Source organism: Pseudomonas sp. GM50 (assembly GCF_000282375.1).
Classification (GTDB): Bacteria; Pseudomonadota; Gammaproteobacteria; order Pseudomonadales; family Pseudomonadaceae; genus Aquipseudomonas.
Genome location: NZ_AKJK01000005.1, coordinates 98,423 through 123,161, shown reverse-complemented (window position 1 = coordinate 123,161; position 24,739 = coordinate 98,423). Strand labels below are relative to the sequence as shown.

25 protein-coding genes and 1 tRNA gene are annotated in these 24,739 nt (G+C 59.0%); 16 read left to right on the top strand and 10 right to left on the bottom strand.

Annotation, left to right across the window (positions count from 1 at the left end):
- Positions 1–26 precede the first annotated feature (26 nt).
- The 4 genes from gpmI to PMI30_RS28005 all read left to right on the top strand — a co-directional run bounded on the left by gpmI (position 27) and on the right by PMI30_RS28005 (position 5,215).
- Positions 27–1,556: a 2,3-bisphosphoglycerate-independent phosphoglycerate mutase gene (gene gpmI, locus PMI30_RS27990; protein ID WP_008005326.1), complete on the top strand. Its 1,530-nt coding sequence runs from the start codon at positions 27–29 to the stop codon at positions 1,554–1,556.
- 231 nt (positions 1,557–1,787) lie between these two features.
- Positions 1,788–3,080, top strand: coding sequence for a murein hydrolase activator EnvC family protein (locus PMI30_RS27995; RefSeq protein ID WP_008005323.1), 1,293 nt, complete (start codon positions 1,788–1,790; stop codon positions 3,078–3,080).
- Between the two features lie 31 nt (positions 3,081–3,111).
- Entirely contained in the window at positions 3,112–4,431 is a 1,320-nt protein-coding gene (locus tag PMI30_RS28000; RefSeq protein ID WP_007897415.1) for a S41 family peptidase, read from the top strand.
- Position 4,432: 1 nt separating this feature from the next.
- Complete coding sequence (locus PMI30_RS28005) at positions 4,433–5,215, top strand: divergent polysaccharide deacetylase family protein (RefSeq protein WP_008005321.1); 783 nt, start codon at positions 4,433–4,435, stop codon at positions 5,213–5,215.
- Between the two features lie 136 nt (positions 5,216–5,351).
- Here the strand turns inward: PMI30_RS28005 and PMI30_RS28010 are convergent, their stop codons facing one another.
- The 7 genes from PMI30_RS28010 to PMI30_RS28040 form a co-directional block, all read right to left on the bottom strand.
- Positions 5,352–6,107: a substrate-binding periplasmic protein gene (locus PMI30_RS28010; protein WP_008005319.1), complete on the bottom strand. Its 756-nt coding sequence runs from the start codon at positions 6,105–6,107 to the stop codon at positions 5,352–5,354.
- A 73-nt stretch (positions 6,108–6,180) separates the two neighbouring features.
- On the bottom strand, positions 6,181–6,951 hold the full coding sequence (hisF, locus tag PMI30_RS28015; protein ID WP_007897430.1) for an imidazole glycerol phosphate synthase subunit HisF: 771 nt from the start codon (positions 6,949–6,951) through the stop codon (positions 6,181–6,183).
- Between the two features lie 9 nt (positions 6,952–6,960).
- Positions 6,961–7,698 (bottom strand): 1-(5-phosphoribosyl)-5-[(5-phosphoribosylamino)methylideneamino]imidazole-4-carboxamide isomerase, encoded by a 738-nt coding sequence (gene hisA, locus PMI30_RS28020; RefSeq protein ID WP_007897434.1) that lies wholly within the window; start codon positions 7,696–7,698, stop codon positions 6,961–6,963.
- Positions 7,699–7,740: 42 nt separating this feature from the next.
- Positions 7,741–7,998 carry a DUF2164 domain-containing protein gene (locus tag PMI30_RS28025; protein WP_008005317.1) on the bottom strand — a complete coding sequence of 86 codons (258 nt, stop codon included), beginning with the start codon at positions 7,996–7,998 and terminating at the stop codon, positions 7,741–7,743.
- Complete coding sequence (gene hisH, locus PMI30_RS28030; protein WP_007897436.1) at positions 7,999–8,637, bottom strand: imidazole glycerol phosphate synthase subunit HisH; 639 nt, start codon at positions 8,635–8,637, stop codon at positions 7,999–8,001.
- Positions 8,637–9,230 (bottom strand): imidazoleglycerol-phosphate dehydratase HisB, encoded by a 594-nt coding sequence (hisB, locus tag PMI30_RS28035; protein ID WP_007897437.1) that lies wholly within the window; start codon positions 9,228–9,230, stop codon positions 8,637–8,639. Before hisB ends, hisH begins: the two co-directional genes overlap by 1 nt.
- A gap of 269 nt (positions 9,231–9,499) precedes the next feature.
- A complete protein-coding gene (locus PMI30_RS28040) occupies positions 9,500–11,164 on the bottom strand; it encodes an OFA family MFS transporter (RefSeq protein ID WP_008005315.1) in 1,665 nt (554 codons plus the stop codon).
- Between the two features lie 259 nt (positions 11,165–11,423).
- Between PMI30_RS28040 and PMI30_RS28045 the strand changes: the two genes are divergently transcribed.
- From PMI30_RS28045 to PMI30_RS28065, 5 genes are all read left to right on the top strand, one after another.
- A complete protein-coding gene (locus PMI30_RS28045; RefSeq protein WP_008005313.1) occupies positions 11,424–11,828 on the top strand; it encodes an acetyl-CoA sensor PanZ family protein in 405 nt (134 codons plus the stop codon).
- Positions 11,829–11,905: 77 nt separating this feature from the next.
- Positions 11,906–14,140 carry an AsmA family protein gene (locus PMI30_RS28050; protein ID WP_008005311.1) on the top strand — a complete coding sequence of 745 codons (2,235 nt, stop codon included), beginning with the start codon at positions 11,906–11,908 and terminating at the stop codon, positions 14,138–14,140.
- On the top strand, positions 14,137–15,204 hold the full coding sequence (gene mutY / locus PMI30_RS28055) for an A/G-specific adenine glycosylase (RefSeq protein ID WP_008005309.1): 1,068 nt from the start codon (positions 14,137–14,139) through the stop codon (positions 15,202–15,204). The genes PMI30_RS28050 and mutY overlap by 4 nt, the downstream gene beginning before the upstream one ends.
- Complete coding sequence (locus PMI30_RS28060; protein ID WP_007897448.1) at positions 15,201–15,473, top strand: oxidative damage protection protein; 273 nt, start codon at positions 15,201–15,203, stop codon at positions 15,471–15,473. Before mutY ends, PMI30_RS28060 begins: the two co-directional genes overlap by 4 nt.
- A gap of 103 nt (positions 15,474–15,576) precedes the next feature.
- Positions 15,577–15,652 (top strand) — tRNA-Phe (locus tag PMI30_RS28065).
- An 84-nt stretch (positions 15,653–15,736) separates the two neighbouring features.
- Here the strand turns inward: PMI30_RS28065 and PMI30_RS28070 are convergent.
- Complete coding sequence (locus PMI30_RS28070; RefSeq protein ID WP_008005307.1) at positions 15,737–16,186, bottom strand: hypothetical protein; 450 nt, start codon at positions 16,184–16,186, stop codon at positions 15,737–15,739.
- Positions 16,187–16,448: 262 nt separating this feature from the next.
- On the opposite strand from PMI30_RS28070, the gene PMI30_RS28075 reads away from it, so the two are divergent.
- The 5 genes from PMI30_RS28075 to PMI30_RS28095 all read left to right on the top strand — a co-directional run bounded on the left by PMI30_RS28075 (position 16,449) and on the right by PMI30_RS28095 (position 21,131).
- A complete protein-coding gene (locus PMI30_RS28075) occupies positions 16,449–17,507 on the top strand; it encodes a PDDEXK nuclease domain-containing protein (RefSeq protein ID WP_008005305.1) in 1,059 nt (352 codons plus the stop codon).
- Positions 17,504–19,186 carry an ATP-binding protein gene (locus PMI30_RS28080; protein WP_008005303.1) on the top strand — a complete coding sequence of 561 codons (1,683 nt, stop codon included), beginning with the start codon at positions 17,504–17,506 and terminating at the stop codon, positions 19,184–19,186. The genes PMI30_RS28075 and PMI30_RS28080 overlap by 4 nt, the downstream gene beginning before the upstream one ends.
- A 90-nt stretch (positions 19,187–19,276) precedes the next feature.
- A complete protein-coding gene (locus tag PMI30_RS28085) occupies positions 19,277–20,218 on the top strand; it encodes an alpha/beta hydrolase family protein (RefSeq protein WP_032834695.1) in 942 nt (313 codons plus the stop codon).
- Between the two features lie 37 nt (positions 20,219–20,255).
- A complete protein-coding gene (locus PMI30_RS28090) occupies positions 20,256–20,672 on the top strand; it encodes a hypothetical protein (RefSeq protein ID WP_008005298.1) in 417 nt (138 codons plus the stop codon).
- 6 nt (positions 20,673–20,678) lie between these two features.
- Entirely contained in the window at positions 20,679–21,131 is a 453-nt protein-coding gene (locus PMI30_RS28095) for a hypothetical protein (RefSeq protein WP_008005297.1), read from the top strand.
- A 70-nt stretch (positions 21,132–21,201) separates the two neighbouring features.
- On the opposite strand, the gene gabP is transcribed toward PMI30_RS28095, so the two are convergent.
- Positions 21,202–22,593, bottom strand: a complete 1,392-nt coding sequence (gene gabP, locus PMI30_RS28100; RefSeq protein ID WP_008005295.1) for a GABA permease — start codon at positions 22,591–22,593, stop codon at positions 21,202–21,204.
- A gap of 255 nt (positions 22,594–22,848) precedes the next feature.
- Positions 22,849–23,031 carry a hypothetical protein gene (locus tag PMI30_RS0129355; RefSeq protein ID WP_032834679.1) on the bottom strand — a complete coding sequence of 61 codons (183 nt, stop codon included), beginning with the start codon at positions 23,029–23,031 and terminating at the stop codon, positions 22,849–22,851.
- Positions 23,032–23,147: 116 nt separating this feature from the next.
- Between PMI30_RS0129355 and PMI30_RS28105 the strand changes: the two genes are divergently transcribed.
- Positions 23,148–23,921 (top strand): ABC transporter ATP-binding protein, encoded by a 774-nt coding sequence (locus PMI30_RS28105; RefSeq protein ID WP_007897462.1) that lies wholly within the window; start codon positions 23,148–23,150, stop codon positions 23,919–23,921.
- Positions 23,922–23,934: 13 nt separating this feature from the next.
- On the top strand, positions 23,935–24,681 hold the full coding sequence (locus tag PMI30_RS28110) for an ABC transporter substrate-binding protein (protein WP_008005293.1): 747 nt from the start codon (positions 23,935–23,937) through the stop codon (positions 24,679–24,681).
- The last annotated feature ends 58 nt before the right edge of the window (positions 24,682–24,739 follow it).

The window sequence follows — 24,739 nt, the reverse complement described above, 5'->3', positions numbered from 1 at the left end:
TTATAACTCAGCCACGAGTGGAATCCATGACTACCACGCCTAAACCTTTGGTCCTGATTATTCTCGACGGCTTCGGTCACAGCGAGAGCCCTGAATCCAACGCCATCTTTGCAGCGAAGAAGCCTGTGCTGGACCGTCTGTGGGCCACCGTGCCGAACGGCCTGATCTCGGGCAGCGGCATGGACGTCGGCTTGCCGGACGGCCAGATGGGCAACTCCGAAGTCGGCCACATGAACCTTGGCGCCGGCCGCGTGGTGTATCAGGACTTCACGCGTGTGACCAAAGCGATCCGCGACGGCGAGTTCTTCGAGAACCCGACCATCTGCGCCGCGGTGGATAAAGCCGTTGCTGCCGGCAAAGCCGTGCACTTCATGGGTCTGCTGTCCGATGGCGGCGTTCATAGCCACCAGGATCACCTGGTCGCCATGGCGGAACTAGCCTACAAGCGCGGCGCCGAAAAAATCTACCTGCACGCCTTCCTTGATGGCCGTGATACGCCACCGAAAAGCGCCCAGTCGTCGATCGAGCTGCTGGACGCGACCTTCGAAGCCCTCGGCAAAGGCCGGATCGCCAGCATCATTGGCCGTTACTACGCCATGGACCGCGACAACCGTTGGGACCGCGTGTCCCAGGCCTACAACCTGATTGTCGATGGCGCCAGCGAGTTCAACGCCGCTACCGCACAGGAAGGCCTGCAAGCCGCTTACGAACGTGGCGAAAGCGACGAATTCGTCAAAGCCACCAGCATCGGTGAGCCGGTCAAGGTTGAAGACGGCGACGCCGTGATCTTCATGAACTTTCGCGCAGACCGTGCCCGCGAGTTGACCCGCGTGTTCGTCGAAGACGATTTCAAGGAATTCGAGCGCGCTCGCCAGCCTGCACTTGCCGGTTTCGTCATGCTGACCCAATACGCCGCCAGCATCCCCGCGCCATCGGCCTTCGCGGCGAGCAGCCTGGACAATGTGCTGGGCGATTACCTGGCGAAAAACGGCAAGACGCAGCTGCGTATCGCCGAAACCGAGAAGTACGCCCACGTGACTTTCTTCTTCTCCGGAGGCCGCGAAGAGCCGTTCCCGGGCGAAGAACGCATCCTGATCCCGTCGCCGAAAGTCGCCACCTATGACTTGCAGCCCGAGATGAGTGCCCCGGAAGTCACCGACCGCATCGTCGATGCCATTGAAAACCAGCGTTACGATGTGATCGTGGTCAACTACGCCAACGGCGACATGGTCGGCCATAGCGGTGTGTTCGACGCGGCAGTCAAAGCGGTCGAGTGCCTGGACCTGTGCGTCGGCCGTATCGTCGATGCGCTGGAAAAAGTCGGCGGCGAAGCCCTGATTACCGCCGACCATGGCAACGTCGAGCAAATGTCCGACGAAACCACTGGCCAGGCGCACACTGCGCATACCACCGAGCCAGTGCCGTTCATCTATGTTGGCAAGCGTGATCTCAAGGTGCGTGATGGCGGCGTGCTGGCGGATGTGGCGCCGACCATGCTGATGTTGCTGGGCCTGGAAAAACCGGCGGAAATGACCGGGACATCGATTCTGGTGTAACTCGCCCTATCAAACACCGCCAAAACCCTGTGGGAGCGGGCTTGCTCGCGAATGCGGTGTATCAGTCGACATCAACGTTGCCTGACACACCGCATTCGCGAGCAAGCCCGCTCCCACATTGGTTTTGCGGTGTTTTTTTGTCCAGTTATCACACAACCCCAATTGGGCATTTTTTTTGCTGCGCTTGGCGGGCATACTAGGCCGTCCCTTTCCCTGGTGTCGCCCGCCTCTATGCTTCGCGTCCTGATAGCCCTTGCCCTGACTTGCCTGCTTCAACCGGCCTTTGCCGACGAGCGCACGCAAACCCAACAACAGTTGGACGCCACGCGTCAGGACATTGCCGAGCTGAAGAAACTGCTGGGTAAACTCCAGGAAGAAAAATCCGGAGTGCAGAAAGACCTCAAAGGCACCGAAACCGAGATGGGCAAGCTCGAGAAGCAGGTCGAAGCCCTGCAAAAAGAGCTGAAGAAAAGCGAATCCGAGCTGCAACGACTCGATGCCGAGAAAAAAAAACTCCAGAGCGCGCGCATTGAACAGCAACGACTGATCGCCATCCAGGCCCGCGCGGCCTATCAGAATGGCCGTCAGGAGTACCTGAAGCTGCTGCTGAACCAGCAGAACCCGGAAAAATTCGCCCGCACCCTCACCTATTACGACTACCTGAGCCAGGCCCGCCTGGAGCAGCTGAAGAATTTCAACGAAACCCTGCGCCAACTGGCCAATGTCGAAAAAGACATCGGCCTGCAGCAGGCGCAATTGCTGGTTCAGAAAAGCAGCCTCGACAGCCAGCGTGATGAACTCGACAAAGTCCGCCAAGAGCGTCAGCAAGTCCTGGCCAAGCTCAATGACGACGTAAAGGCTCGCGATCAGAAACTGGCGGCGCGCGAGCAGGATCAGGCGGACCTGTCTAAAGTCCTTAAAACCATCGAAGAAACCCTGGCCCGCCAGGCCCGAGAGGCAGAAGAGGCGCGGCAAAAAGCGCTGATCGCCCAGCAGGAAGCCGAAAAAAAGCGTTTACGTGAGGCTCAGGCTGAAGCAGATGCCACCGATGCCCCACGCAAAACCGTCAAATCGACACCCGGCGCACTGGTTTCAAGTTCAGGCGAAACCTTTGGCGGCCCCTTTGCTTCTACCCGAGGCAGACTTCCATGGCCGGTTGATGGTCGACTGCTGGCACGCTTCGGTGAAAGCCGTGGCGACGATGCCCGCACCAAATGGGACGGCGTGATGATCAGCGCCTCCGCTGGCAGCCAGGTGCATGCCGTTCACGGCGGCCGCGTGGTGTTTGCCGATTGGTTGCGAGGCGCCGGGTTGCTGGTGATTCTCGACCATGGCAACGGTTTTTTGAGTCTTTACGGTCACAACCAGACGCTGCTCAAGTCTGCCGGTGACGTGGTAAAAGCCGGTGAGTCCATCTCCACTGTCGGTAGCAGTGGCGGGCAGGACACACCAGCGCTGTATTTCGCTATTCGTCAGCAGGGTCACCCGAGTGATCCGGCGCAATGGTGTCGTGCGCAAGGATAAGTACGCCATCTACTTCAGGAGTTCGTTCGACATGCTGTATTTGTCCCGCCTTACCTCGCTGGCCCTGACGATTGCCCTGGTGATCGGCGCGCCGTTGGCGTTTGCTGCCCAACCGGCCCCGGCGGTCGCGCCTGCCGGCACCGCTGCGACCACCAAGGCGCCATTGCCGCTGGACGAGTTGCGCACCTTTGCCGAAGTCATGGACCGGATCAAGGCAGCCTATGTCGAACCGGTGGACGACAAGACCCTGCTGGAAAACGCCATCAAGGGCATGCTCAGCAACCTCGACCCGCACTCCGCGTACCTGGGCCCTGAAGACTTCGCTGAATTGCAGGAAAGCACCAGCGGCGAATTCGGCGGCCTGGGCATCGAAGTCGGCGCCGAAGACGGTTTCATCAAAGTGGTTTCGCCCATCGATGACACCCCGGCCTCCAAGGCTGGCATTCAGGCTGGCGACTTCATCGTCAAGATCAACGGCCAGCCGACTCGCGGCCAGAGCATGACCGAAGCCGTGGACAAGATGCGCGGCAAGATCGGCCAGAAGATCACCCTGACCCTGGTCCGCGACGGCGGCGCGCCTTTCGACGTGACCCTGGTCCGCGCCATCATTCAAGTGAAAAGCGTGAAGAGCCAGCTGCTGGAGTCCGGCTACGGCTACATCCGCATCACCCAGTTCCAGGTCAAGACCGGCGAAGAGGTCTCCAAGGCCCTGGCCAAGCTGCGCAAGGACAACGGCAAGAAGCTCAGCGGCATCGTCCTCGACTTGCGTAACAACCCGGGCGGCGTGCTGCAATCTGCGGTGGAAGTGGTCGACCACTTCATCACCAAGGGCCTGATCGTCTACACCAAGGGCCGCATCGCCAACTCCGAACTGCGCTTCTCCGCCACCGGCAAGGACGAAAGCGAAGCCGTGCCAATGGTCGTGCTGATCAACGGTGGCAGCGCCTCGGCCTCGGAAATTGTCGCCGGCGCCCTGCAGGATCAGAAACGCGCGGTGGTCATGGGCACCACCAGTTTCGGCAAAGGCTCGGTCCAGACCGTGTTGCCGCTGAACAACGAACGCGCACTGAAAATCACCACGGCGCTGTACTACACGCCGAACGGCCGCTCGATTCAGGCGCAGGGCATTGTCCCGGACATCGAAGTGCGCAAGGCCAAGATCACCAACGAGCAGGACGGCGAGTACTTCAAGGAAGCCGATCTGCAAGGTCACTTGGGCAATGGCAACGGCGGCGCCGACAAACCGACCGGCTCCGGTGGCAAAGCCAAGGCCATGCCGCAGGATGACGATTACCAGTTGGCCCAGGCCCTGAGCCTGCTCAAAGGGCTGAGCATCACCTCCGGCCGCTGAGATGCGCCGGCGGTTGCTCCTCGGTCTGCTGTGCTGCCTGGCGGGTGTCGCTCACGCGGCACCGGCCACAACAGCGGCCCCACCCCACAAGGCTTATCTGAGCCTGATCATCGATGACCTGGGGCAGAACCTGCCCCGGGATCGTCGCGTGCTGGCCCTGCCCGGCCCCGTCACCACGGCAATCATGCCCGATACGCCCCACGCCAGCGAATTCGCCCGCGAAGCCCATCGTGCCGGCAAGACCGTCATCCTGCACATGCCCATGGACCCGGCCACTGGCCCGTTCGCCTGGCATCCCGAATTGCCCATCGAAGAACTAGAGAAACGCCTGGACGCGGCGTTCAAGGCGGTGCCGTATGCCGCCGGCATCAACAACCACATGGGCAGCCGCATGACCGCTCGGCAACCGGCCATGGCCTGGCTGATGGCGGAGTTGCAGCGTCGGCACAAGTTCTTCGTCGACAGCCGCACCAGTGCGCAAACCGTGGCGGCCGCCGAGGCGCAGAAGATTGGTCTGGCGAGTGTTTCGCGGGATGTGTTCCTGGATGACGAGCCCACTGAAGCGGCGATTTTTACTCAGCTACAGACGGCAATCAGCCTGGCGCGCAAGCAGGGTTCGGCGGTGATGATCGGGCATCCGTATCCGCAGACATTGGCGGTGCTAGAACGTGAATTGCCCAAGCTCAAGGCTCAGGGCATTGACTGGATCGACATCAAATTGATGATCAGCGTGCGGGGCAATCGCGCGACGGCGGCGCATGGCAAGGATGGGGTCTACCGCTAACCTGCCGCACCACAAAACCACTGTGGGAGCGAGCCTGCTCGCGATCGCGGTATGTCAGACAACAATGATGTCGACTGACACTCCCTCATCGCGAGCAGGCTCGCTCCCACATTGGGATGTGTATGGCACAAGGTTTTTAGAGATACCGCGACATGATCTCGTCCACCACGCCCTCCTTGCGCAGTTGATCCAGTGCGGCTTGCAGCTTGGCGACGGTTTCGTCCGGCACATCTTTGTTCAGTGCCAGGTACAGCTCGGCACTGTTGAAGCGCAGCACGGTCTTGAGGCCGGTCACGCCATCCTGTCGGGCGAGGTAACGCCCGGCCGGATCACCGGTGGCCCACAGATCGATCTGGCCGTTAACCAACTTCTTCGCGTTGTCTTGATCGCGCAGCACAACGATCGGTTTCAGTCCTTGCTTGGCCAGCGTCTCGGCAATCGCATCGCCCTTGTAGGCGCCAATCTTGTATTTGCGTGCCTGCTCCAGCGACTCAAGGGTGATCTTGCTATCGGCCTTGGCCAGCATGATCCAGTCGTCCGGGCCGATAGGGCCGACCCACTTGAAGAGTTTCTCGCGGTCCGGCAACCGGGCCATCACGAACACGCCATAGCCAGGTTTTTCCAGGGCGAGTTTGTAGATTCGCTCCCAAGGGAAACGCAGCGTCAGGCTGTAAGTAATGTCGGCGCGTTTGAACATCTCACGGACAATGTCCACGGCAATGCCGTTGATGTTTTCGTCCTGAGCGAAATTCTTGCCATTCTTCGCCATGTTGTACGGCGGGAAGTTTTCCGTCAGCAACACCAGACCGGTGCCGGTATTTTCTTCGGCGTGAACTCCGTTGATGAACAACAGAGAAGCGCTGGCGAGGACAAGAAGAAGACGTTTAAGCATGTCGGACTACCGGAATCCATGGCGTGCCCAAGAGTGCCTTGAGCCCGCCATACTGTCCACTGGCCTGTACTGTTTAACGCATCACGATGCCGCGATGCGCCATGTAGGCCTTGGCTTCCTGCACGGTGTATTCGCCGAAGTGGAAAATACTCGCCGCCAGCACCGCGCTGGCGTGGCCTTCGAGGATGCCGTCGGCCAAGTGCTGCAGGTTGCCGACACCGCCGGACGCGATCACCGGAATCCCCAGCGCATCGCTGATGGCGCGGGTGACGCCCAGGTCGAAGCCGTTTTTCATGCCGTCCTGGTCCATGCTGGTCAGCAGGATTTCACCGGCACCGAGGCCTTCCATCTTCTTCGCCCACTCAACGGCGTCGAGACCGGTTGGTTTGCGACCACCGTGAGTGAAGATTTCCCAGCGCGGGGTTTCACCCGGACCGGAAACTTTCTTCGCGTCGATGGCGACGACAATGCATTGCGAGCCGAAATGCTGAGCCGCTTCGCCGACGAATTCCGGGTTGAACACCGCAGCGGTGTTGATCGAAACCTTGTCCGCGCCGGCATTGAGCAAGTTGCGAATGTCCTGCACGGTACGCACGCCGCCACCCACGGTCAGCGGGATGAACACCTGGCTGGCCATGCGTTCGACGGTATGCAGCGTGGTGTCGCGACCGTCGACGCTGGCGGTGATGTCGAGAAAGGTAATCTCGTCGGCACCTTGCTCGTCGTAGCGACGGGCGATTTCCACCGGGTCGCCGGCGTCGCGAATGTTCTCGAACTTGACGCCCTTGACCACCCGGCCGTTATCCACGTCCAGGCAAGGGATGATGCGTTTGGCCAGCGCCATGGTCAGTCCTCAGCCTTTATACGAATCGCAGAAAGCTTGCGCTTCGGCGACGTCGAGGGTGCCTTCGTAGATCGCCCGGCCGGTGATGGCGCCGATGATGCCTGGCGCCTTGGCGTCGAGCAGCGACTTGATGTCACCCAGATTGTGGATACCGCCGGAAGCGATCACCGGAATCTTCGTCGCAGCGGCCAGGGCGGCGGTGTACGAAACGTTGCAACCCTGCATCATGCCGTCTTTGGCGATGTCGGTATAAACGATCGCGGACACGCCGTCGGCTTCGAATTGCTTGGCCAGGTCGATCACCTGAATGGTGCTGATTTCAGCCCAACCGTCAGTGGCGACAAAACCGTCTTTGGCATCCAGTCCAACGATCACTTTGCCCGGGAACGCGCGGCAGGCTTCAGCAACGAAAGCCGGATCTTTCACAGCCTTGGTGCCGATGATCACGTAGCTCACGCCCGCTTTCACATAGTGTTCGATGGTTTCCAGGGAGCGGATACCGCCGCCGATCTGAATCGGCAGGTTCGGGTAGCGCTTGGCGATGGCGGTGACCACCTCGCCGTTGACCGGCTGGCCTTCGAAGGCACCGTTCAGGTCAACCAGATGCAGACGGCGGCAACCGCCTTCCACCCACTTGGCAGCCATGCTCACCGGGTCATCGGAGAACACCGTGGAATCTTCCATGCGGCCCTGGCGCAGACGAACACAGGCACCGTCTTTGAGATCGATAGCGGGAATAATCAGCATCTGGCAAACCTTCAAATTCGAGTATTCAGCTTCGCTCGGAAATCAGTTTTTCTCGAGCGCCCACAGGTCGCTTTCGATGCTTTCGAACCTCTCTTTGAGGTGCGTCTGCACATCGAAAATCGCCCTGTTGTAATAGTGCGGAGCAATTTCGCGGGTAAACAGCTCAAGGATTTCAGCCGCCTCGAACGAACCCAGGTCCAGCTCGAAGCGGTCTTCCATGAAGCGTTTGATCTTGTGATTGGCCTCGCTCTCTTGCTCGGGAGTGAGGGTCAGGATCGGCGGCTTCTTCTTGACGGCCATTTACCAGCGACCATCCCACGCAGCGAAGTTCTGCAGCAATTGCAGGCCATGGGTGTGGCTCTTCTCCGGGTGGAACTGCACGGCGAAACGCGAGCCATCGGCCAGCGCCGCGGCGAAATCGACCCCGTAGTGACCGCTACCCACCACCTGCCGCGCATTGCCGGCAGCGATGTAGTAGCTGTGCACGAAGTAGAAACGCGCCAGGTCCGGAATGTTGTGCCACAGCGGGTGTTCTACCGTCTGCTTCACTTCGTTCCAGCCCATGTGCGGCACTTTCAAGTGTTCGCCGTCTTCGTGCAGGTCTTTGCCGAAGAACTTCACCGCGCCCGGAAACAGACCGATGCAGTCGACGCCGTCGTTCTCTTCACTGCTGTCGAGCAAGGCTTGCATGCCGACGCAGATGCCAAGGAACGGACGGTCCTGGCTGACTTCACGCACCAGCGAGTCGAAGCCCAGGCGACGGATCTCCGCCATGCAATCGCGAATCGCACCAACGCCGGGAAAAACCACCCGGTCGGCTTCGCGAATCACATCGGCATCGCTGGTGATCAGCACCTTGCCGGCACCGACGTGCTCGAGGGCCTTGGCCACCGAGTGCAGGTTGCCCATGCCGTAATCGATAACCGCGACCGTCTGCATTACAGAACGCCTTTGGTCGAAGGCATTTGCCCGGCCATGCGGTCATCCAGCTCCACAGCCATGCGCAGCGCGCGGCCGAAAGCCTTGAACACGGTTTCGATCTGGTGGTGGGTGTTGGTGCCACGCAGGTTGTCGATGTGCAGGCTGACGAGGGCGTGGTTGACGAAGCCCTGGAAGAATTCCTGGAACAGGTCAACGTCAAAGCCGCCGACGGTAGCGCGGGTATAAGGAACATGCATCTGCAGGCCAGGACGGCCGGAGAAGTCGATCACCACGCGCGACAGCGCTTCATCGAGCGGCACGTAGGCGTGGCCATAGCGACGGATGCCCTTCTTGTCGCCGATGGCTTTGGCAAAGGCCTGACCCAGGGTGATACCGACGTCTTCCACCGTGTGGTGGTCGTCGATATGCAGGTCGCCCTTGCTGACAATATCCAGGTCGATCAGCCCGTGACGGGCGATCTGGTCCAGCATGTGCTCAAGAAAAGGTACACCGATATCAAATCGGGCCTTTCCGGTGCCATCCAGGTTGATCGAGGCTTTGATCTGGGTTTCCAGAGTGTCGCGCTCGACAGACGCCATACGTTCGGCCATCACCAGCTCCGCAAAAAATCATTGGGGCGAAAAAGGCAGCCATTATAGGGTCGCGGGCGCTAAACAGAAACACGAGAGGTGATATCACTGACGGAGTGAGTCCCCTGCCGTCGGGGATAGACATGTCAGTACAAGCGGTTTCATTGCAAAAACGCGAAACAAATGTGGGAGCGAGCCTGCTCGCGATGAGGCCTCCACATTCAACATCTCTGTCGACTGTCAGGCCGCTATCGCGAGCAGGCTCGCTCCCACAGGGGTGATGCGCTTACTTAGTGGAAGAGAACCGCCGTTTTCTGCAGGGTCACCCAAACACCCCACGCCAACGGAATACCCACCACCAGCCACGCAGCCACCGCCAATGGCTTGGTGCCCGCATCCGCTTTCCACTCCAGCACGGTGCTGGCGTCAGCACCTTTGTCGTGGCCCAGCGCCTGTTCGGCCGCCAGTTCAGCGTCAGTCATGAAGTACTTGTCGGCCACCGGGCGAACCATCAGGTTGCACAGGAAACCCAGCACCAGCAGGCCCGCGAGGATGTACAGGGTGATGTCGTAAGCCGCAGCACGTTCAACGCCGATGCTCAGCTGATATTCACGCAGGTAGTTCACCAACACCGGACCCAATACGCCCGCCGCCGCCCACGCCGTCAGCAAACGACCATGGATCGCACCGACCATTTGCGTACCGAACAAGTCAGCCAGGTAAGCCGGCACCGTCGCAAAACCACCGCCGTACATCGACAGGATGATGCAGAACGCCGCCACGAACAGCGCAACGCTGCCCAGGTGACCGAGGTTCGGGATCAGCGCGTACAGCGCGAAACCGAGGGCGAAGAACACGAAATAAGTGTTTTTGCGACCCAGGTAGTCCGAGAACGAAGCCCAGAAGAACCTGCCACCGATGTTGAACAGGCTCAGCAAACCGGTGAAACCGGCCGCAATTGCTGCGATCGAGGCCAGTTGCCCGGCGTCCAGCTGACCAAACGTCTGGTCGGTGCCGAGCAATTTACCGGCGAAGACTTCCTGCAACAGCGGCGAAGCCATGCCGAGGATACCGATACCCGCCGAAACGTTCAGGCACAGTACCAGCCACACCAGACGGAATTGCGGGGTCTTCCACGCCACATTCACGTGCACGTGACGGTGAGTGATCATCGCGTTCGAGGCTTTTTTCGCCGGAGCAGTCCAGCCTTCAGGCTTCCAGCCGGTTGGCGGAACGCGGTAGGACAGCGCGCCACCGATCATGAACACGAAGTAGATCGCGGCCATTACCAGGAAGCTCTGCCACACGCCCACGCTGGTTGGCGAAGCGAAGTGCCCCATCAGCGCTGCAGCCAGTGGAGCACCAACCATCGCGCCGCCACCGAAGCCCATGATCGCCATGCCTGTGGCCATGCCGCGTTTGTCCGGGAACCACTTGATCAGGGTCGAGACCGGCGAGATGTAACCCAGGCCCAGGCCAATACCGCCAATGACCCCGGAGCCGATCCACATCAGCCAGATCTGGTGGGTATAGACCCCCAGCGCCGAAATCAGCAGACCACCACACCAGCACAGTGCCGACACGACACCAGCCTTGCGAGGACCGGCGTGTTCCAGCCAGCCGCCCCAGATTGCTGCCGAGCAGCCAAGGAAGATGAAGAACAGGGTGTAGATCCAGCCGAGCATCGAGATCGGCCAGTCGCATTGAGACGAAAAGACCTGAGTGATGAAACTCATGTCCGGCGCGCAAGTCACGGCCTTGGTGACACCCAGGGCTTTGGACAACGGCAACCAGAACACCGAAAAGCCGTAGGCCATGCCGATGCACAGGTGGATGGCCAGAGCGGCCGGTGGTACCAGCCAACGGTTAAAACCGGGCTTGGCGATGATGCGTTCCTTGGACAGGAACGCGGGCTGGTCGGCTTTGATGCCGTCCGCCGTGATGCTCGTAGTCATGGTGTTTCCCCCAATTATTAGTATTGTTCGCCAGCCGTTCTTCACCCCCAGCCTTAATGCACGCAGGCATGACTGTTTTTTAGGTGAAGCTCCATTTTGGTGCGACATCACGCCGCAGAAGGGACGGACGAACGGGCAGAGGTTACCATTTGCACGTGACAGAAAAACCAAACTGATATCACCTTTTGTATGTCATCTGATCTCGTACCACTGGACGAACATGTGTCCGGGTCCGGATTAACTTTTCAAAGGAAGCGCCATGCCGATCGTTGTCGAGCCACTGAACCAAGCCTCTTGTCAGGATCAGCAAGATCTGCAGAAGATCTACCGCGACGCCCCGGACTGGCTGTTTGCGCCATTCACAGGGGAGACGCAGCTGATCGAAGACTGCCTGCAAGACGGTTCGCTGATCGGCGGACGCTTCAACGATCGGCTGTTGGGGGCGGCACGTTTGCAACAGCACCACGACGTCTGGCATTTGTCCCATTTATGCGTACGAAAAATCACCCGTCGCCGTGGCGTTGCCGAGCGTCTGGTGAACGAAGCGCAAAAAATGGCGTCGCAATCGGGCGCGACATTGCGGCTGTTGGCGCCTGCCGGGCACCTCGAAGCTCAAGCGCTGGCGGCTAAGCTGAAGGTGCCGCTGGATGAGCTCCCGATGTGATCGCTGACCGGTCAGCCACTTCGGAGCGCTATACTCCCCGGCTAAATTTCGAATTCGACTAATACAAGGACTCGCCCATGAAAGCGTTCGGCAAAATCCTGGGTCTGGTACTTCTCGGGCTGTTGCTGATCATTGTGGCGCTGGGCTTTGCCCTGACCCACCTCTTCGATCCCAACGACTATAAAGACGAGATTCGCCAGATTGCCCGCGACAAGGCCCACATCGAGCTGACGCTCAATGGCGATATCGGCTGGAGCCTGTTTCCCTGGCTGGGCCTGGAATTGCACGAAGCCAGTGTTGCGACCCTGGCCAAGCCTACCGAACCGTTCGCAGACTTGCAGATGCTCGGCCTGTCGGTCCGCGTGATTCCGCTGCTGCGCCGCGAAGTGCAGATGAGCGATGTGCGCGTCGAAGGCTTGAACCTGCGCCTGAACCGCGACAAGGACGGCCACGGCAACTGGGAAGACATCGGCAAGGTCCCGGCGCCTGCCACCCCGAGTACCTCGGCCACGCCGCCCGCCGCCACAGGCGAACCCGCCCCAACGACTACCGCTCAAGCAGAAAAACCGGCCCAGCCGATCCGCCTGGACATCGATAGCCTGACCGTCAACAACGCCCGCGTTGAATACAGCGATGAGAAAACCGGCAAGCAGTTCAGCGCCGAAAGCATCCAGCTGAGCACCGGCCCCGTGCACGACTCGACCAACATCCCGGTCAAACTCACCGCATTCCTCGGCACCAACCAACCGGTTCTGCGGGTGCGGACCGAGCTAGCCGGCGAGTTGCGTTTCGAGCGTGCGCTGCAGCGCTACAAATTCGAAGACATGAAACTCTCCGGTGAAGTCGCAGGCGATCCGCTGCAAGGTAAGACCATGACCTTCGCCGCTCAAGGTCAGCTGCTGCTGGACAAGGCCGCCAACGTCGCCGAATGGACCGGCATCAAGATCTCCGCCAATCAGCTGCGCGCCTTGGGTGAACTGAAAGCCAACGACCTCGACAAGACCCCGCAAATCAGCGGCGGCCTGTCGATTGCCCAGTTCGATCTGGCGAAGTTCGTCGACAGCATCGGCCAGAAACTCCCGGCGATGGCCGAAGGCAGCCTGAGCAAAGTCGAACTGGCCAGCCAGGTTGCCGGCACGCCGACCAGTTTGTCCCTCGACAGCCTCAACCTGAAACTCGACGACAGCACTTTCAGCGGCCGCATCGCTGTCGAGGACTTCGCCAAGCAATCGCTGCGACTGAACCTCAAGGCTGACACCTTCAACGTCGATCGTTACTTGCCGCCAAAGTCCGCCGAAGCCGACAGCGCGAAGCAGGTGCGTCAGGCCGAAGTGGCCAACACCGAGAGCGAGGCCATGGCTGGTGCGGGCAGCTCACCGCTACCACCGTCACCGACCAAAGGCCCATGGAGCACCGAGCGCCTGTTGCCGGTGGAACGCCTGAGCAAACTCGACGTGGACGCTGACCTGACCTTCGGCCAGCTGACCCTCGACAAACTGCCGATTCAGAATGCGGCACTCAAGGCCACAGGCCTTGGCGGCCTGCTGACGCTGGAGAACCTGCGCGGCGAGCTGTACGACGGCAACTTCGAAGCCAAAGGAACCCTGGACGTGCGCCAGCAAGTGCCGGCGCTGAACATGCAGACGCGCATCAGCAAAGTGCCTGTAGAAAAAATCCTCGAAAGCCAGGGGAAAAATCCACCGGTCCAAGGCCTGGTTTCACTCGATAGCGCGCTGACCAGCAGCGGCAATAGCCAGAGCGTGCTGATCGATAACCTCAACGGCAATGCCAGTTTCGTCATCAACAACGGCGTGCTGCTCAATGCCAACCTTGAGCAGCAACTGTGCAAAGGCATCGCCACCCTGAATCGCAAAACCCTCACGGGCGAGCCTCGGGGCAAGGACACACCGTTCGAAGAGCTCAAGGGCAACCTGACTTTCCACAACGGCGTGGCCAGTAACCCTGACCTGAAAGTGCGCATCCCGGGCATGACCGTCAACGGTAACGGCGACATCGACCTGCGGGTGCTGGGCATGGATTACCGCGTCGGCGTCATCGTCGAAGGCGACAAGAGCGACATGCCGGACCCGGCCTGCCAGGTCGGCGAGCGCTACGTCGGCATCGAGTGGCCGCTGCGCTGCCGTGGCCCGCTGGAACTGGGTGCCAAGGCTTGCCGCGTCGACAACGAACGCATGGGACAAGTCGCGAGCAAACTGGCCGGCGAGCGGATCAGCGAAAAAATCGACGAGAAGCTTGGCGATAAAGTCAGCCCGGAACTGAAAAACGCGCTCAAGGGGCTGTTCAAGCGATGAGAGCCGAGCAATTTTCAACGGCGGTGCTGGATTGGTACGACCGCCACGGCCGCCACGATTTGCCTTGGCAACAGGGCATCACCCCTTACCGGGTGTGGGTCTCGGAAATCATGTTGCAGCAAACCCAGGTCAGCACTGTGCTGAACTACTTCGACCGTTTCATGGCCTCGCTGCCGACGGTCGAAGCCCTGGCCGCCGCGCCGGAAGACGAAGTGCTGCACCTGTGGACCGGCCTCGGTTACTACACCCGCGCGCGCAACTTGCAGAAGACCGCGAAGATTGTCGTTGCCGAATACGGCGGCGAGTTTCCCCGTGATGTGGAAAAGCTCACCGACCTGCCGGGTATCGGCCTGTCCACGGCCGGCGCGATTGCCAGCCTGAGCATGGGCCTGCGGGCGCCGATCCTCGATGGCAACGTCAAACGGGTGCTGGCGCGCTTTACCGCGCAAGAGGGTTATCCGGGCGAGCCCAAGGTTGCCAAACAGCTGTGGGCCAACGCTGAGCGCTTCACGCCACATGATCGGGTCAACGCCTACACCCAGGCGATGATGGATCTGGGCGCTACGCTCTGCACCCGCAGCAAACCGAGCTGCCTGCTTTGTCCGCTGGAAAAGGGCTGCGAGGCGCACATGCTTGGCCTGGAAACCCGCTACCCGATCCCCAAGCCGCGCAAAACCGTGCCACAGAAGCGCACGCTGATGCCGATGCTCGCCAACGGCGAAGGGGCGATTCTGCTTTATCGTCGCCCTTCCACGGGCCTGTGGGGCGGTCTCTGGAGCCTGCCGGAACTCGACGACCTCGACGACCTTCAGCATCTGGCTTCGCAGCACTCGCTGGAACTGGGCAGCCAACAGGCACTGCCAAGCCTGGTACACACCTTCAGCCACTTTCAGTTATCCATCGAACCCTGGCTGGTTCAGGTCCAGGAGGCCGGCCATCACGTGGCCGAGGCCGACTGGCTCTGGTATAACCTCGCCACCCCGCCGCGCCTGGGCCTTGCCGCCCCGGTCAAAACCTTGCTCGAACGCGCGGCCGTCGTATTGAACGCAGGAGAGTCGTCATGACCCGCACCATCATGTGCCGCAAGTACAAAGAAGAATTGCCCGCCCTGGAGCGCGCCCCGTTCCCAGGCGCAAAAGGCCAGGACATTTTTGACCACGTCTCCGCCAAGGCCTGGGCCGACTGGCAGAAACACCAGACCCTGCTGATCAACGAAAAACGCCTGAACATGATGAACGCCGAAGATCGCAAATATCTTCAGGGCGAGATGGACAAGTTCTTTTCCGGCGAGGAATACGCCAAGGCCGAAGGCTACGTTCCGCCGGCTGAATAACCCCGCTTTTTCGGGGGGTGGATCGTAAGCGACGGTAATAATTAAAATTTTTTTGAAAACTTTCTTGACGACCCCCTGAAAAACCAGTTTAATGCGCCCCGTTGCCCAGATAGCTCAGTCGGTAGAGCAGGGGATTGAAAATCCCCGTGTCGGCGGTTCGATTCCGTCTCTGGGCACCAAATACCGAAAACCCTGAATCGCAAGATTCAGGGTTTTTTTATGCCCGCGATTTGATCAGACGTCGCGCAAGTCGTCTCTCCTTGCTAGTTTTCACCACCCCAGTGGAAGACCAGATTGCGAGCGGCACCGCTGCCTACATCCGCTGTATCACGCCGCACCTCACCCTTATGTGTCGCGACAACGGTGTACTTGCCGGCAGGCAGCTGAACGTAAACCAGCGGCCCAGCCTCACTCAGCGTCAGCACGGGTTGCCCTGCGGCTTTTTCAATGACCACATCCACATCGGGAACGTATTCATCCTTAGGCCCGGTAGAAAAGGTCATGTGCAGGTTGTAGCCCTGGGTTTGTTGAATGGCTTTAGCCTCATCCTCTCCAATCCCGCCGGACAGGTAGGTAATCCCGTTTTTCTGTTGCTGCTGGACTTGCACGCCTGAAGGATCGATCGGTTCAAGACTGGCGGCGTTAAGCACGACCGGAAACATCAGTACGCCGACGGCGGCGATGGGCAGCATGAATGAATGGACGTTCTTCATGATGGCGACTCCCGGGTTACGCAGAACCCAATCGTTACTCTTTTTAGATTTGTTACCGAATGTTCAAGTTTTAGATCGATTCGCACTTGAGCTCACTGCGAATCGGACTACGTGATGTGCTCCTCATGCATGGGCTTCCGTCGGCCCGGTCCTGCAATGCAAATTCGCCTTTCCTTCCGATTTACCAGCAACGCCCGGCATCGCGGACTATCACTCTCTTGCCATCCTCTTGCGTCTGTTTCCTTCAGCCGCGGAAAATGTCATGAGCCCTCTCAAACCCGGTAACACTCAAGATTCACAGATCACTTCACTGCTCGGCAATCTTGGCGAGTTGATCCGTGAAGCGCGTCAGAAGGTGCTGCGAGCGGTCGATACCGCTCAGGTACAAACCTGTTGGCAAATCGGACGGCATATTGTGGAGTTCGAGCAGGAAGGCGCTCGGCGGGCGGTTTATGGCAAGCAGCTGCTATCGACGCTGGCGAAAGTACTGACGGCGGAGTTTGGGAAAGGTTTTGACGCTTCCAACCTTCGCTACATGCGCCTGTTCTATCAAGCATTCCCAATTCGTGACGCACTGCGTCACGAATTGAGCTGGACCCACTACCGCAGACTGCTGCGAGTCGACAACGACAATGCTCGCCACTGGTACATGAACGAATCTGCACTGCAGAACTGGTCAAGTCGCGCCCTCGAGCGCCAGATCAATACCCTCTATTACGAACGCTTGCTGGCGAGCCGCGACCGGGCTGCCGTCAAACAGGAAGCCGACACCAACATCCAGCAAATGAACGCCAGCCCTCGGGAATTCATCCGGGACCCCGTGCTACTGGAGTTTCTCGGCCTGCCCAATGCGGGCTTGATCCAGGAAAGCGAACTTGAACAAGCCTTGATCAATCAACTCCAGGGCTTCCTGCTTGAACTGGGCAAAGGCTTCGCCTTCATCGCCCGTCAGCAACGCATCAGTACCGAGAGCAAAGACTTCTACATCGACCTGGTGTTCTACAACTACCTGCTCAAGTGCTTCGTCATCTTCGACCTCAAGCGCGGCGTACTGACCCACCAGGATGTCGGCCAGATGGACATGTACGTGCGCATGTACGACGACCTCAAGCGCGGACCGGAGGATGGCCCCACCGTCGGCCTCATTCTCTGCGCGCAAAAAGATGAGTCGGTGGTGCGCTATTCAGTGCTGCAAGGCAACGAACAACTGTTCGCCAGTACCTACCGGCCGGTGCTGCCGAGCGAGGAGGAGCTTCGCACAGAACTGGATCGGGAATGGGCGGTGCTTGAGGAGCGGTTGCGTGGCAGGGTAATCCGGTGAACGAGTTGGCCCTTCAAAACTACCTACGCGGCAAATACCCCAAGGAAAACACTGCCTGCGAGTGGAAGGAGTTCAAGAACCTTACTCATGCCGTGTCCGGACGCAAAGGTGCAGATATTGCGAGTTATCTATCCGCCATCGCAAATATGGCCGGAGGTCATTTGGTGATCGGCGTCCAGGATTGTTCGCTACACATTGTCGGAGTCCAGCAGTTCCATGACTACACACCTGAAAACATTCGCCAGCGTTTGCTCGGGCGTTGCTGCAATCTGAACTCGGAAGGTTTTTGCATCGAAAGTTTCACTACCAGCGATACCGGCAAGACCGTCTGGGTGTTTCATATTCCCAGGCATAGGCCGAGGCTGCCGGTTTATGCGCACGATAAAGCTTGGCAGCGGTTGGACGATGTATTGATTGAGATGCGGCAGGAACGGCTAGAGGCTATTTTGAATGAGCCTATCGACATACAGGATTGGTCGGCTCAGACGGTATTAGGCGCGACCCACGCCGACCTTGATGAACAGGCGGTCGACGTAGCACGACAGAAGTTTGCGGAGAAACACCGTAATGCTTCATTTGCTGAAGACATTCAAACCTGGGATCTGGCGACTTTTCTGGACAAGGCGAAGCTGACTATTCAGGGATGCATCACGCACTCCGCTTTGTTGTTGGTGGGCAAACGAGAAGCCAGTCATTTTCTGCCAACCCTGGCACAAATCACCTGGAAACTCGCAGGCGAAGAACAGGCATACGAACACTTTGGCCTACCGTTTTTACTGACGACGACTCAGGTGCTGCATCGCATACGTAATCTTGACTACAAGCTTTTTCCACAAAACCAATTACTGGCCACCGAAGTCAGCAAATATGACACTCGCGTCATCCTGGAAGCCTTGCACAACTGCATTGCCCATCAGGACTATCAACTGCGCTCACGCATCATCGTCATCGAGCGCGTCGACAGATTGGTATTCGAAAATGCTGGCGGTTTCTATGAGGGTGAACCTGAGGATTACTTCAGCGGCGAGCATACGCCAAGCCGCTACCGTAACCCTTGGCTCACCCAAGCGATGGTCGGCTTGAACATGATCGACACCATGGGTTTCGGCATTTCCACCATGACTCTGTCCCAACGTAGCCGATACTTCCCACTGCCGGACTACAGCAAGTCCAAGGAAAACAAAGTTGTGCTGGAGATTTACGGGAACGTGATCGACGAAAACTACACCCGTCTACTGTTGGAAAATCAGGATCTGCCATTGAACACAGTCATGCTGCTGGACAGGGTGCAGAAAAGACAACCCATCACAGAAAATGCCGCGGCCTTGCTGCGCAAGCAAGGGCTTATCGAGGGGCGAAAACCGAATTATTACGCTGCCGCCCAAGTGGCGCGCAGCACGGGAAACCAAAGCGACTATATCCGCAACCGAGCTTTCAATGATGGCTACTACAAAGATCTGATTCTCGATTATTTGAGGCAATATGGCTCAGCATCACGCCTTGAGCTAGTCGCGCTAATCCTAGATAAACTATCGGATGCTTTAGACGAAAAACAAAAGCAGAACAAATTTCGCAATTTGCTGCACTCGATGTCGACACGTGACCAAAGCATTGAAAAATCAGGCAGTTTGCACAAAGGCCGCTGGATTCTCAGGCGTTTTACTGACGCAATACCGTAGACAAACTCTAGACAAACTTTCTCGCTCTGAATGGGCCCGGTTAGCAACGGAGCACCAATGAGACAACAAATCCTGCTCACGCAATTTCCAATGCTCCAATTCGGAAAACGCCCCTCCAGTGCCGCCGGAGAGCCGTTCAACGAACCCGCCGCCGACGGTTTCATCCTTGGCGGCTTCACCTGGCGGCATGCGAATCAAGACCCAATCCGCCCGGTAGTGATCATCAACGCTGCCACCTCCGTCCGTTGCCGACACTACTCGCGCTTTGCCGATTACCTGTTCGCCAACGGCTTCGACGTGATCACCTATGACTACCGCGGCATCGGCGAGTCGCGCCCTGCGTCGCTGAAGGGGCTTGAGGCTTCTTGGTCCGACTGGGGCGCGCTGGATTTCGAGGCAATGTTGCAAAGAGCGCAACGCGAATTTCCACAGCAACCCGTCGATGTCGTCGGCCACAGCTTCGGCGGCTGTGCGGCAGGGCTGGGTGCCTCGGGGCATGTGATCCGACGCCTGGTGACAGTGGGTGCGCAGTTCGCTTACTGGCGCGACTATGCCCCCGCCCATCGTTGGCGGATGTTCGCCAAGTGGCATGTGGCAATGCCGTTGATAACGATGCTTTACGGCTACTTCCCCGGCAAGCGCCTGGGTTGGCTCGAAGACACGCCGGCCGGTGTAGTTCGCGACTGGAGCATGCCCACCGCCCGATACGAGAAACGCCCCAGCGGTCGCGTCATCCACGTCAAAAGCGGCCAGTTGCCGTTCGGGAGCGTCACCGCACAAAACCTGGCCATCAGCCTCAGCGACGATCCTTACGGCACGATTGCGGCTATCGAACGCCTGCTCGGTTACTTCACTGGCAGCACAAATACCCACCTGCGAATCGCCCCCGAAGACATCGGCGAGGAAGAAGTCGGACATTTCGCCTTTTTTCGCAGCGCATACCAAGCCACACTATGGCCCATTGCATTGTCCTGGCTGCAAACCGGCGAGCTGGCCCCCGACACACCCGGGCGGCGAGTGCCACGCAGTTGATGGATGCGCCCCCTCAATGAATTACGGAACGACACCCATGGCCTCCGCCAACAAGCAGAACAAACGCGCCTCCCGCGCCAAAGCCAAGGCCAAGCAGAACCGCACCCAGCGGGCTGCCGCGCCGGTCGAGCTGGACCCGAACGACGATCGCATCGACTTCGAATCGGTGGACCTGACCGAACTGTTCAAGAAAATGATCGACGCTGAAAAAACCAGTCAGCAAGCGATGTGCGCAGCCTTCCTCGAAGACCCGCTGCTGGAACTGGTGTACGAACAGGAAGGCGAGGAAGGCGCAATGGACTTCATCCTCGCGGCACTGATCGAATACCGCCAATGGTCCACCGAGACAGACGAAGCCGGCGCCTTGGCGTGGATCGAGTCTGCGGCCTTCCAGGCTGACTACGTGGCGGCGTCCGACGCCATCGCGGCCCAAACCCAACAGAAACCAAACTGAGTTCCCATGGCATCCCTGAACAAACAACAGAAACGCGCCAAACGCGCAAAGATCAAAGCCAAGCAAATCAATATCCACGGCAGAAAACCCGCCACGCTGGATGATGATCTGGGCGACATCGGTGAGCCGATCCCGGAATACACCCTGGCGATGTTCAGCAAAATGCGTGACGCCGAAGCCATCAGCCGCAACGACATGCTGCTGACCCTGCTGTCGAACCTCGCCGGGATCATCAGCGATCATCCAGAACTGCTGGACATGGAAAACGCCGACAACGAAGCCATGGCCGCCACGCACCTGGCCGCCGACATGCTGATCGACTACCGCATGTGGGCTGATGGCATGGACCGCGATGCCGCCCAGGCCTGGCTGACCGACCCGCAATTCATCACCGACTTTGGCGATGCGCTGGACAGCTATCGCCAGTCACTGGATGCCCCGGAAGAAAAGGCCGAGTAAGGCTACCCCGGAAGTAAAAACGGCCGCTTGTCATCACTGACAGCGGCCGTTTTGCGTTACGCAGTGCGAATCAATTCAACACCACCGCTCCACGCCGCTCCAGCTTGCGACGGCGAGCCACAAACAACCCGGCAGCCACTACCAACAGGCTCAGCAAACCGGTCGCGAGGATCTCCACGCGATGGGCTTCCTGGAACAGCATGATGGTCAGGGCCGCGACGATGAATACGATCACCGCGTAGGTCAGGCCCGGGAACAACCACATGCTGAAGGCGATTTTTTCACCGCGAGCCATACGCTGCTTGCGCATACGCAGTTGGGAGATGGCGATCACCAGGTACACCAGCAGCGCGATAGCGCCGGAGCTGGCCAGCAGGAACTCGAACACGGCGGCCGGGGCCACGTAGTTGGCGAACACTGCAAGAAACGCAGCTGCGGTCGACAGCATCACGGCCCAGTAAGGTGTGCCGCTCTTGTTGGTGCGCTGGGAAACGGCCGGCGCATCGCCGCGCTTGCCCAACGAGAACATCATGCGCGAAGCAGTGTACAGCGCCGAGTTCAGGCAGCTGGTTACCGCAACCAGCACCACGATGTCGACGATCAGCTTGGCATTCGGGATACCCATGCGTTCCAGCACAGTCTGGTAGGAACCGACGCTGGCCAGAACCGGATCGTTCCATGGCACCAAGGCCACGACGATGAAGATCGACACGAGGTAGAACAAGCCAATCCGCCAGATCACCGAGTTAGTGGCCTTGGAGATTTGCTGGCCTGGGTTCTTCGATTCCGCGGCCGCAATGGTCACGATCTCGGTGCCCATGAAGGAAAACATGGTGGTCAGGATGGCACCCAGCACAGCGCCCATGCCGTTTGGCAAGAAGCCTTGTGTATCGAACAGGTGCGAAACGCCGCTGACCTGGCTGGTCGGCAGGAAGCCGAAAATCGCCAGAATGCCGAGGCCGATGAAACCGATGATCGCGATGACTTTGACCAAGGCGAACCAAAATTCGAATTCACCATAGTTCTTCACGCTGAACAGGTTGGTCACCGTCAGCAATAATGTGATGACCAGGGTGAACGCCCAGATCGCCACATTCGGGAACCAGGCATGCAGGATGGTCGCGGCGGCGTTTGCCTCCAGCGGGATGACCAAAACCCAGAACCACCAGTAGAGCCAGCCGATGGTGAAACCGGCCCAGTGACCGATCGCGCGATCGGCGTACGTCGAGAAGGAGCCGGTGTCCGGCGAAGCAACCGCCATTTCGCCAAGCATGCGCATCACCAGCACCACCAGGGCACCGGCGGCAGCGTAGGCCAACAGCACAGCTGGACCGGCAGCTGCGATGGCGTGACCCGAGCCAACGAACAGGCCGGCGCCGATCACCCCGGCGATCGACAACATAGTCACATGACGCGGTTTGAGCCCCTGTTCGAGGCCATTGGAGCTTTGGGTGCTGCTCATTGAAACTACCTTTGCAAGGAAAGCGATTCAGTCCACCCCGTCTGGCATTTTCTTTCTCGTAAAAAGAAACCAACAGGGCGTTCCTTATTCTGCACGCAATAATTGCGCCAAAATGTTTCATGCGCCCGGTTCACGGGGGCTGGACGCTGAACGAGCGATAATCGCAAGTCATTGAGATTAATGGCATTTCGCCAGAGCGTTACCCTGCCACCCACTTCAAGAACGAATCAGCGCACCGGAAACACACCAAAAAATTCAGGCGCGCACAATAAAAGTGCAGATCAGGAACGTTTGGCCGGTTAGCGCTTCCAACACCCCGCCAAAGCTGGCAACATCGCGCCTTTTTTTACGCGACAGCCGCGCCGAAGCTTGTTCAAACGGCTGTTCGGTTGTTGATGGGGCGACAGTCTGCTGTGCCGATGCGACAACCTGCCACATGCCACCCGCTTACCGTCCGTAGCGCTGTTGGCTGCCATTCGAACGCTATGCTAGCTTGGCCGCCTCGCCAGGAAGGCCACCAACAGCAGGAGCGCAAAACACTATGAGGAACGCACATGGCTGAGGCCACGCCCGCGCTTGAAATCCGCAACTTGCACAAACGCTACGGACAGCTTGAGGTGCTCAAAGGCATCTCGCTGACCGCCCGCGACGGCGACGTGATCTCGATCCTGGGTTCCTCCGGTTCCGGCAAGTCCACGTTCCTGCGTTGCATCAACCTGCTGGAAAACCCGCACCAGGGCCAGATCCTGGTGGCCGGGGAAGAACTCAAACTCAAAGCCGCCAAGAACGGTGAACTGGTCGCGGCCGACGGCAAGCAGATCAATCGCCTGCGCAGCGAGATTGGTTTTGTATTTCAAAACTTTAATCTCTGGCCGCATATGAGCGTGCTCGACAACATCATCGAAGCCCCGCGCCGCGTGCTCGGCCAAAGCAAAGCCGAAGCCATCGAAGTCGCCGAAGCCTTGCTGGCCAAGGTCGGCATCGCTGACAAGCGTCACGCCTACCCGGCGCAACTCTCCGGCGGCCAGCAACAACGCGCGGCCATTGCCCGCACGTTGGCGATGCAGCCCAAGGTGATCCTGTTCGACGAACCCACCTCCGCCCTTGACCCGGAAATGGTCCAGGAAGTACTTAATGTCATCCGCGCATTGGCCGAAGAAGGCCGCACCATGCTGCTCGTGACCCATGAAATGGGCTTTGCCCGTCAGGTTTCCAGCGAAGTGGTGTTCCTCCACCAAGGCTTGGTAGAAGAGCAAGGATCGCCACAGCAGGTGTTCGAAAACCCGCTTTCGGCGCGCTGCAAACAATTCATGTCCAGCAACCGCTAACGGAGCTACCCGCATGCAGAACTACAAAAAAATCTTCCTGGCCGCTGCCGTCACCCTGGCCTTCAGTGCCGGTGCCGCCGCCGAGACCTTGAAGATGGGCATCGAAGCGGCTTACCCGCCATTCAACAACAAAGATGCCAGTGGCAATGTCGTCGGCTTCGACAAAGATATCGGCGATGCCCTGTGCGCCAAGATGAAAGTCGAGTGCACCGTGGTTACGTCCGACTGGGACGGCATCATCCCGGCGCTGAACGCCAAGAAGTTCGACTTCCTGATCTCCTCGATGTCGATCACCGACGAGCGCAAGCAAGCGGTGGACTTCACCGAACCGTACTACTCCAACAAGCTGCAGTTCATCGCGCCGAAAAACGTCGACTTCAAAACCGACAAGGCTTCGCTGCAAGGCAAGGTGATCGGCGCCCAACGCGCGACCCTGGCCGGCACCTGGCTTGAAGACAACATGGAAGGCGTCGAAATCAAACTCTACGACACCCAGGAAAACGCCTACCTGGACCTGACTTCGGGTCGTCTGGACGGCATCCTGGCCGACAAGTACGTCAACTACGAGTGGCTGAAAAGCGACGCCGGCCGTGCTTATGAATTCAAGGGCGACCCGGTGGAAGAAAGCGACAAGATCGGTATCGCTGTACGTAAAGGCGACGCGATCCGCGAGAAGCTGAACACCGCGCTGAAAGAAATCGTCGCTGACGGCACTTACAAAAAGATCAACGACAAGTACTTCCCGTTCAGCATCTATTGATTCTGAGCTGCCTGACCGGCACCGTCCGCTGACGGTGCCGGTCCTTCGCATTGCCTGC

Excerpts from the sequence above, each read along its gene's own strand:
- gpmI (WP_008005326.1), top strand. The coding sequence starts at position 27 with ATGACTACCACGCCTAAACCTTTGGTCCTGATTATTCTCGACGGCTTC.
- PMI30_RS27995 (WP_008005323.1), top strand. The coding sequence starts at position 1,788 with ATGCTTCGCGTCCTGATAGCCCTTGCCCTGACTTGCCTGCTTCAACCG.
- PMI30_RS28000 (WP_007897415.1), top strand. The coding sequence starts at position 3,112 with ATGCTGTATTTGTCCCGCCTTACCTCGCTGGCCCTGACGATTGCCCTG.
- PMI30_RS28005 (WP_008005321.1), top strand. The coding sequence starts at position 4,433 with ATGCGCCGGCGGTTGCTCCTCGGTCTGCTGTGCTGCCTGGCGGGTGTC.
- PMI30_RS28010 (WP_008005319.1), bottom strand. The coding sequence starts at position 6,107 with ATGCTTAAACGTCTTCTTCTTGTCCTCGCCAGCGCTTCTCTGTTGTTC.
- hisF (WP_007897430.1), bottom strand. The coding sequence starts at position 6,951 with ATGGCGCTGGCCAAACGCATCATCCCTTGCCTGGACGTGGATAACGGC.
- hisA (WP_007897434.1), bottom strand. The coding sequence starts at position 7,698 with ATGCTGATTATTCCCGCTATCGATCTCAAAGACGGTGCCTGTGTTCGT.
- PMI30_RS28025 (WP_008005317.1), bottom strand. The coding sequence starts at position 7,998 with ATGGCCGTCAAGAAGAAGCCGCCGATCCTGACCCTCACTCCCGAGCAA.
- hisH (WP_007897436.1), bottom strand. The coding sequence starts at position 8,637 with ATGCAGACGGTCGCGGTTATCGATTACGGCATGGGCAACCTGCACTCG.
- hisB (WP_007897437.1), bottom strand. The coding sequence starts at position 9,230 with ATGGCCGAACGTATGGCGTCTGTCGAGCGCGACACTCTGGAAACCCAG.
- PMI30_RS28040 (WP_008005315.1), bottom strand. The coding sequence starts at position 11,164 with ATGACTACGAGCATCACGGCGGACGGCATCAAAGCCGACCAGCCCGCG.
- PMI30_RS28045 (WP_008005313.1), top strand. The coding sequence starts at position 11,424 with ATGCCGATCGTTGTCGAGCCACTGAACCAAGCCTCTTGTCAGGATCAG.
- PMI30_RS28050 (WP_008005311.1), top strand. The coding sequence starts at position 11,906 with ATGAAAGCGTTCGGCAAAATCCTGGGTCTGGTACTTCTCGGGCTGTTG.
- mutY (WP_008005309.1), top strand. The coding sequence starts at position 14,137 with ATGAGAGCCGAGCAATTTTCAACGGCGGTGCTGGATTGGTACGACCGC.
- PMI30_RS28060 (WP_007897448.1), top strand. The coding sequence starts at position 15,201 with ATGACCCGCACCATCATGTGCCGCAAGTACAAAGAAGAATTGCCCGCC.
- PMI30_RS28070 (WP_008005307.1), bottom strand. The coding sequence starts at position 16,186 with ATGAAGAACGTCCATTCATTCATGCTGCCCATCGCCGCCGTCGGCGTA.
- PMI30_RS28075 (WP_008005305.1), top strand. The coding sequence starts at position 16,449 with ATGAGCCCTCTCAAACCCGGTAACACTCAAGATTCACAGATCACTTCA.
- PMI30_RS28085 (WP_032834695.1), top strand. The coding sequence starts at position 19,277 with ATGCTCCAATTCGGAAAACGCCCCTCCAGTGCCGCCGGAGAGCCGTTC.
- PMI30_RS28090 (WP_008005298.1), top strand. The coding sequence starts at position 20,256 with ATGGCCTCCGCCAACAAGCAGAACAAACGCGCCTCCCGCGCCAAAGCC.
- PMI30_RS28095 (WP_008005297.1), top strand. The coding sequence starts at position 20,679 with ATGGCATCCCTGAACAAACAACAGAAACGCGCCAAACGCGCAAAGATC.
- gabP (WP_008005295.1), bottom strand. The coding sequence starts at position 22,593 with ATGAGCAGCACCCAAAGCTCCAATGGCCTCGAACAGGGGCTCAAACCG.
- PMI30_RS0129355 (WP_032834679.1), bottom strand. The coding sequence starts at position 23,031 with ATGTGGCAGGTTGTCGCATCGGCACAGCAGACTGTCGCCCCATCAACA.
- PMI30_RS28105 (WP_007897462.1), top strand. The coding sequence starts at position 23,148 with ATGGCTGAGGCCACGCCCGCGCTTGAAATCCGCAACTTGCACAAACGC.
- PMI30_RS28110 (WP_008005293.1), top strand. The coding sequence starts at position 23,935 with ATGCAGAACTACAAAAAAATCTTCCTGGCCGCTGCCGTCACCCTGGCC.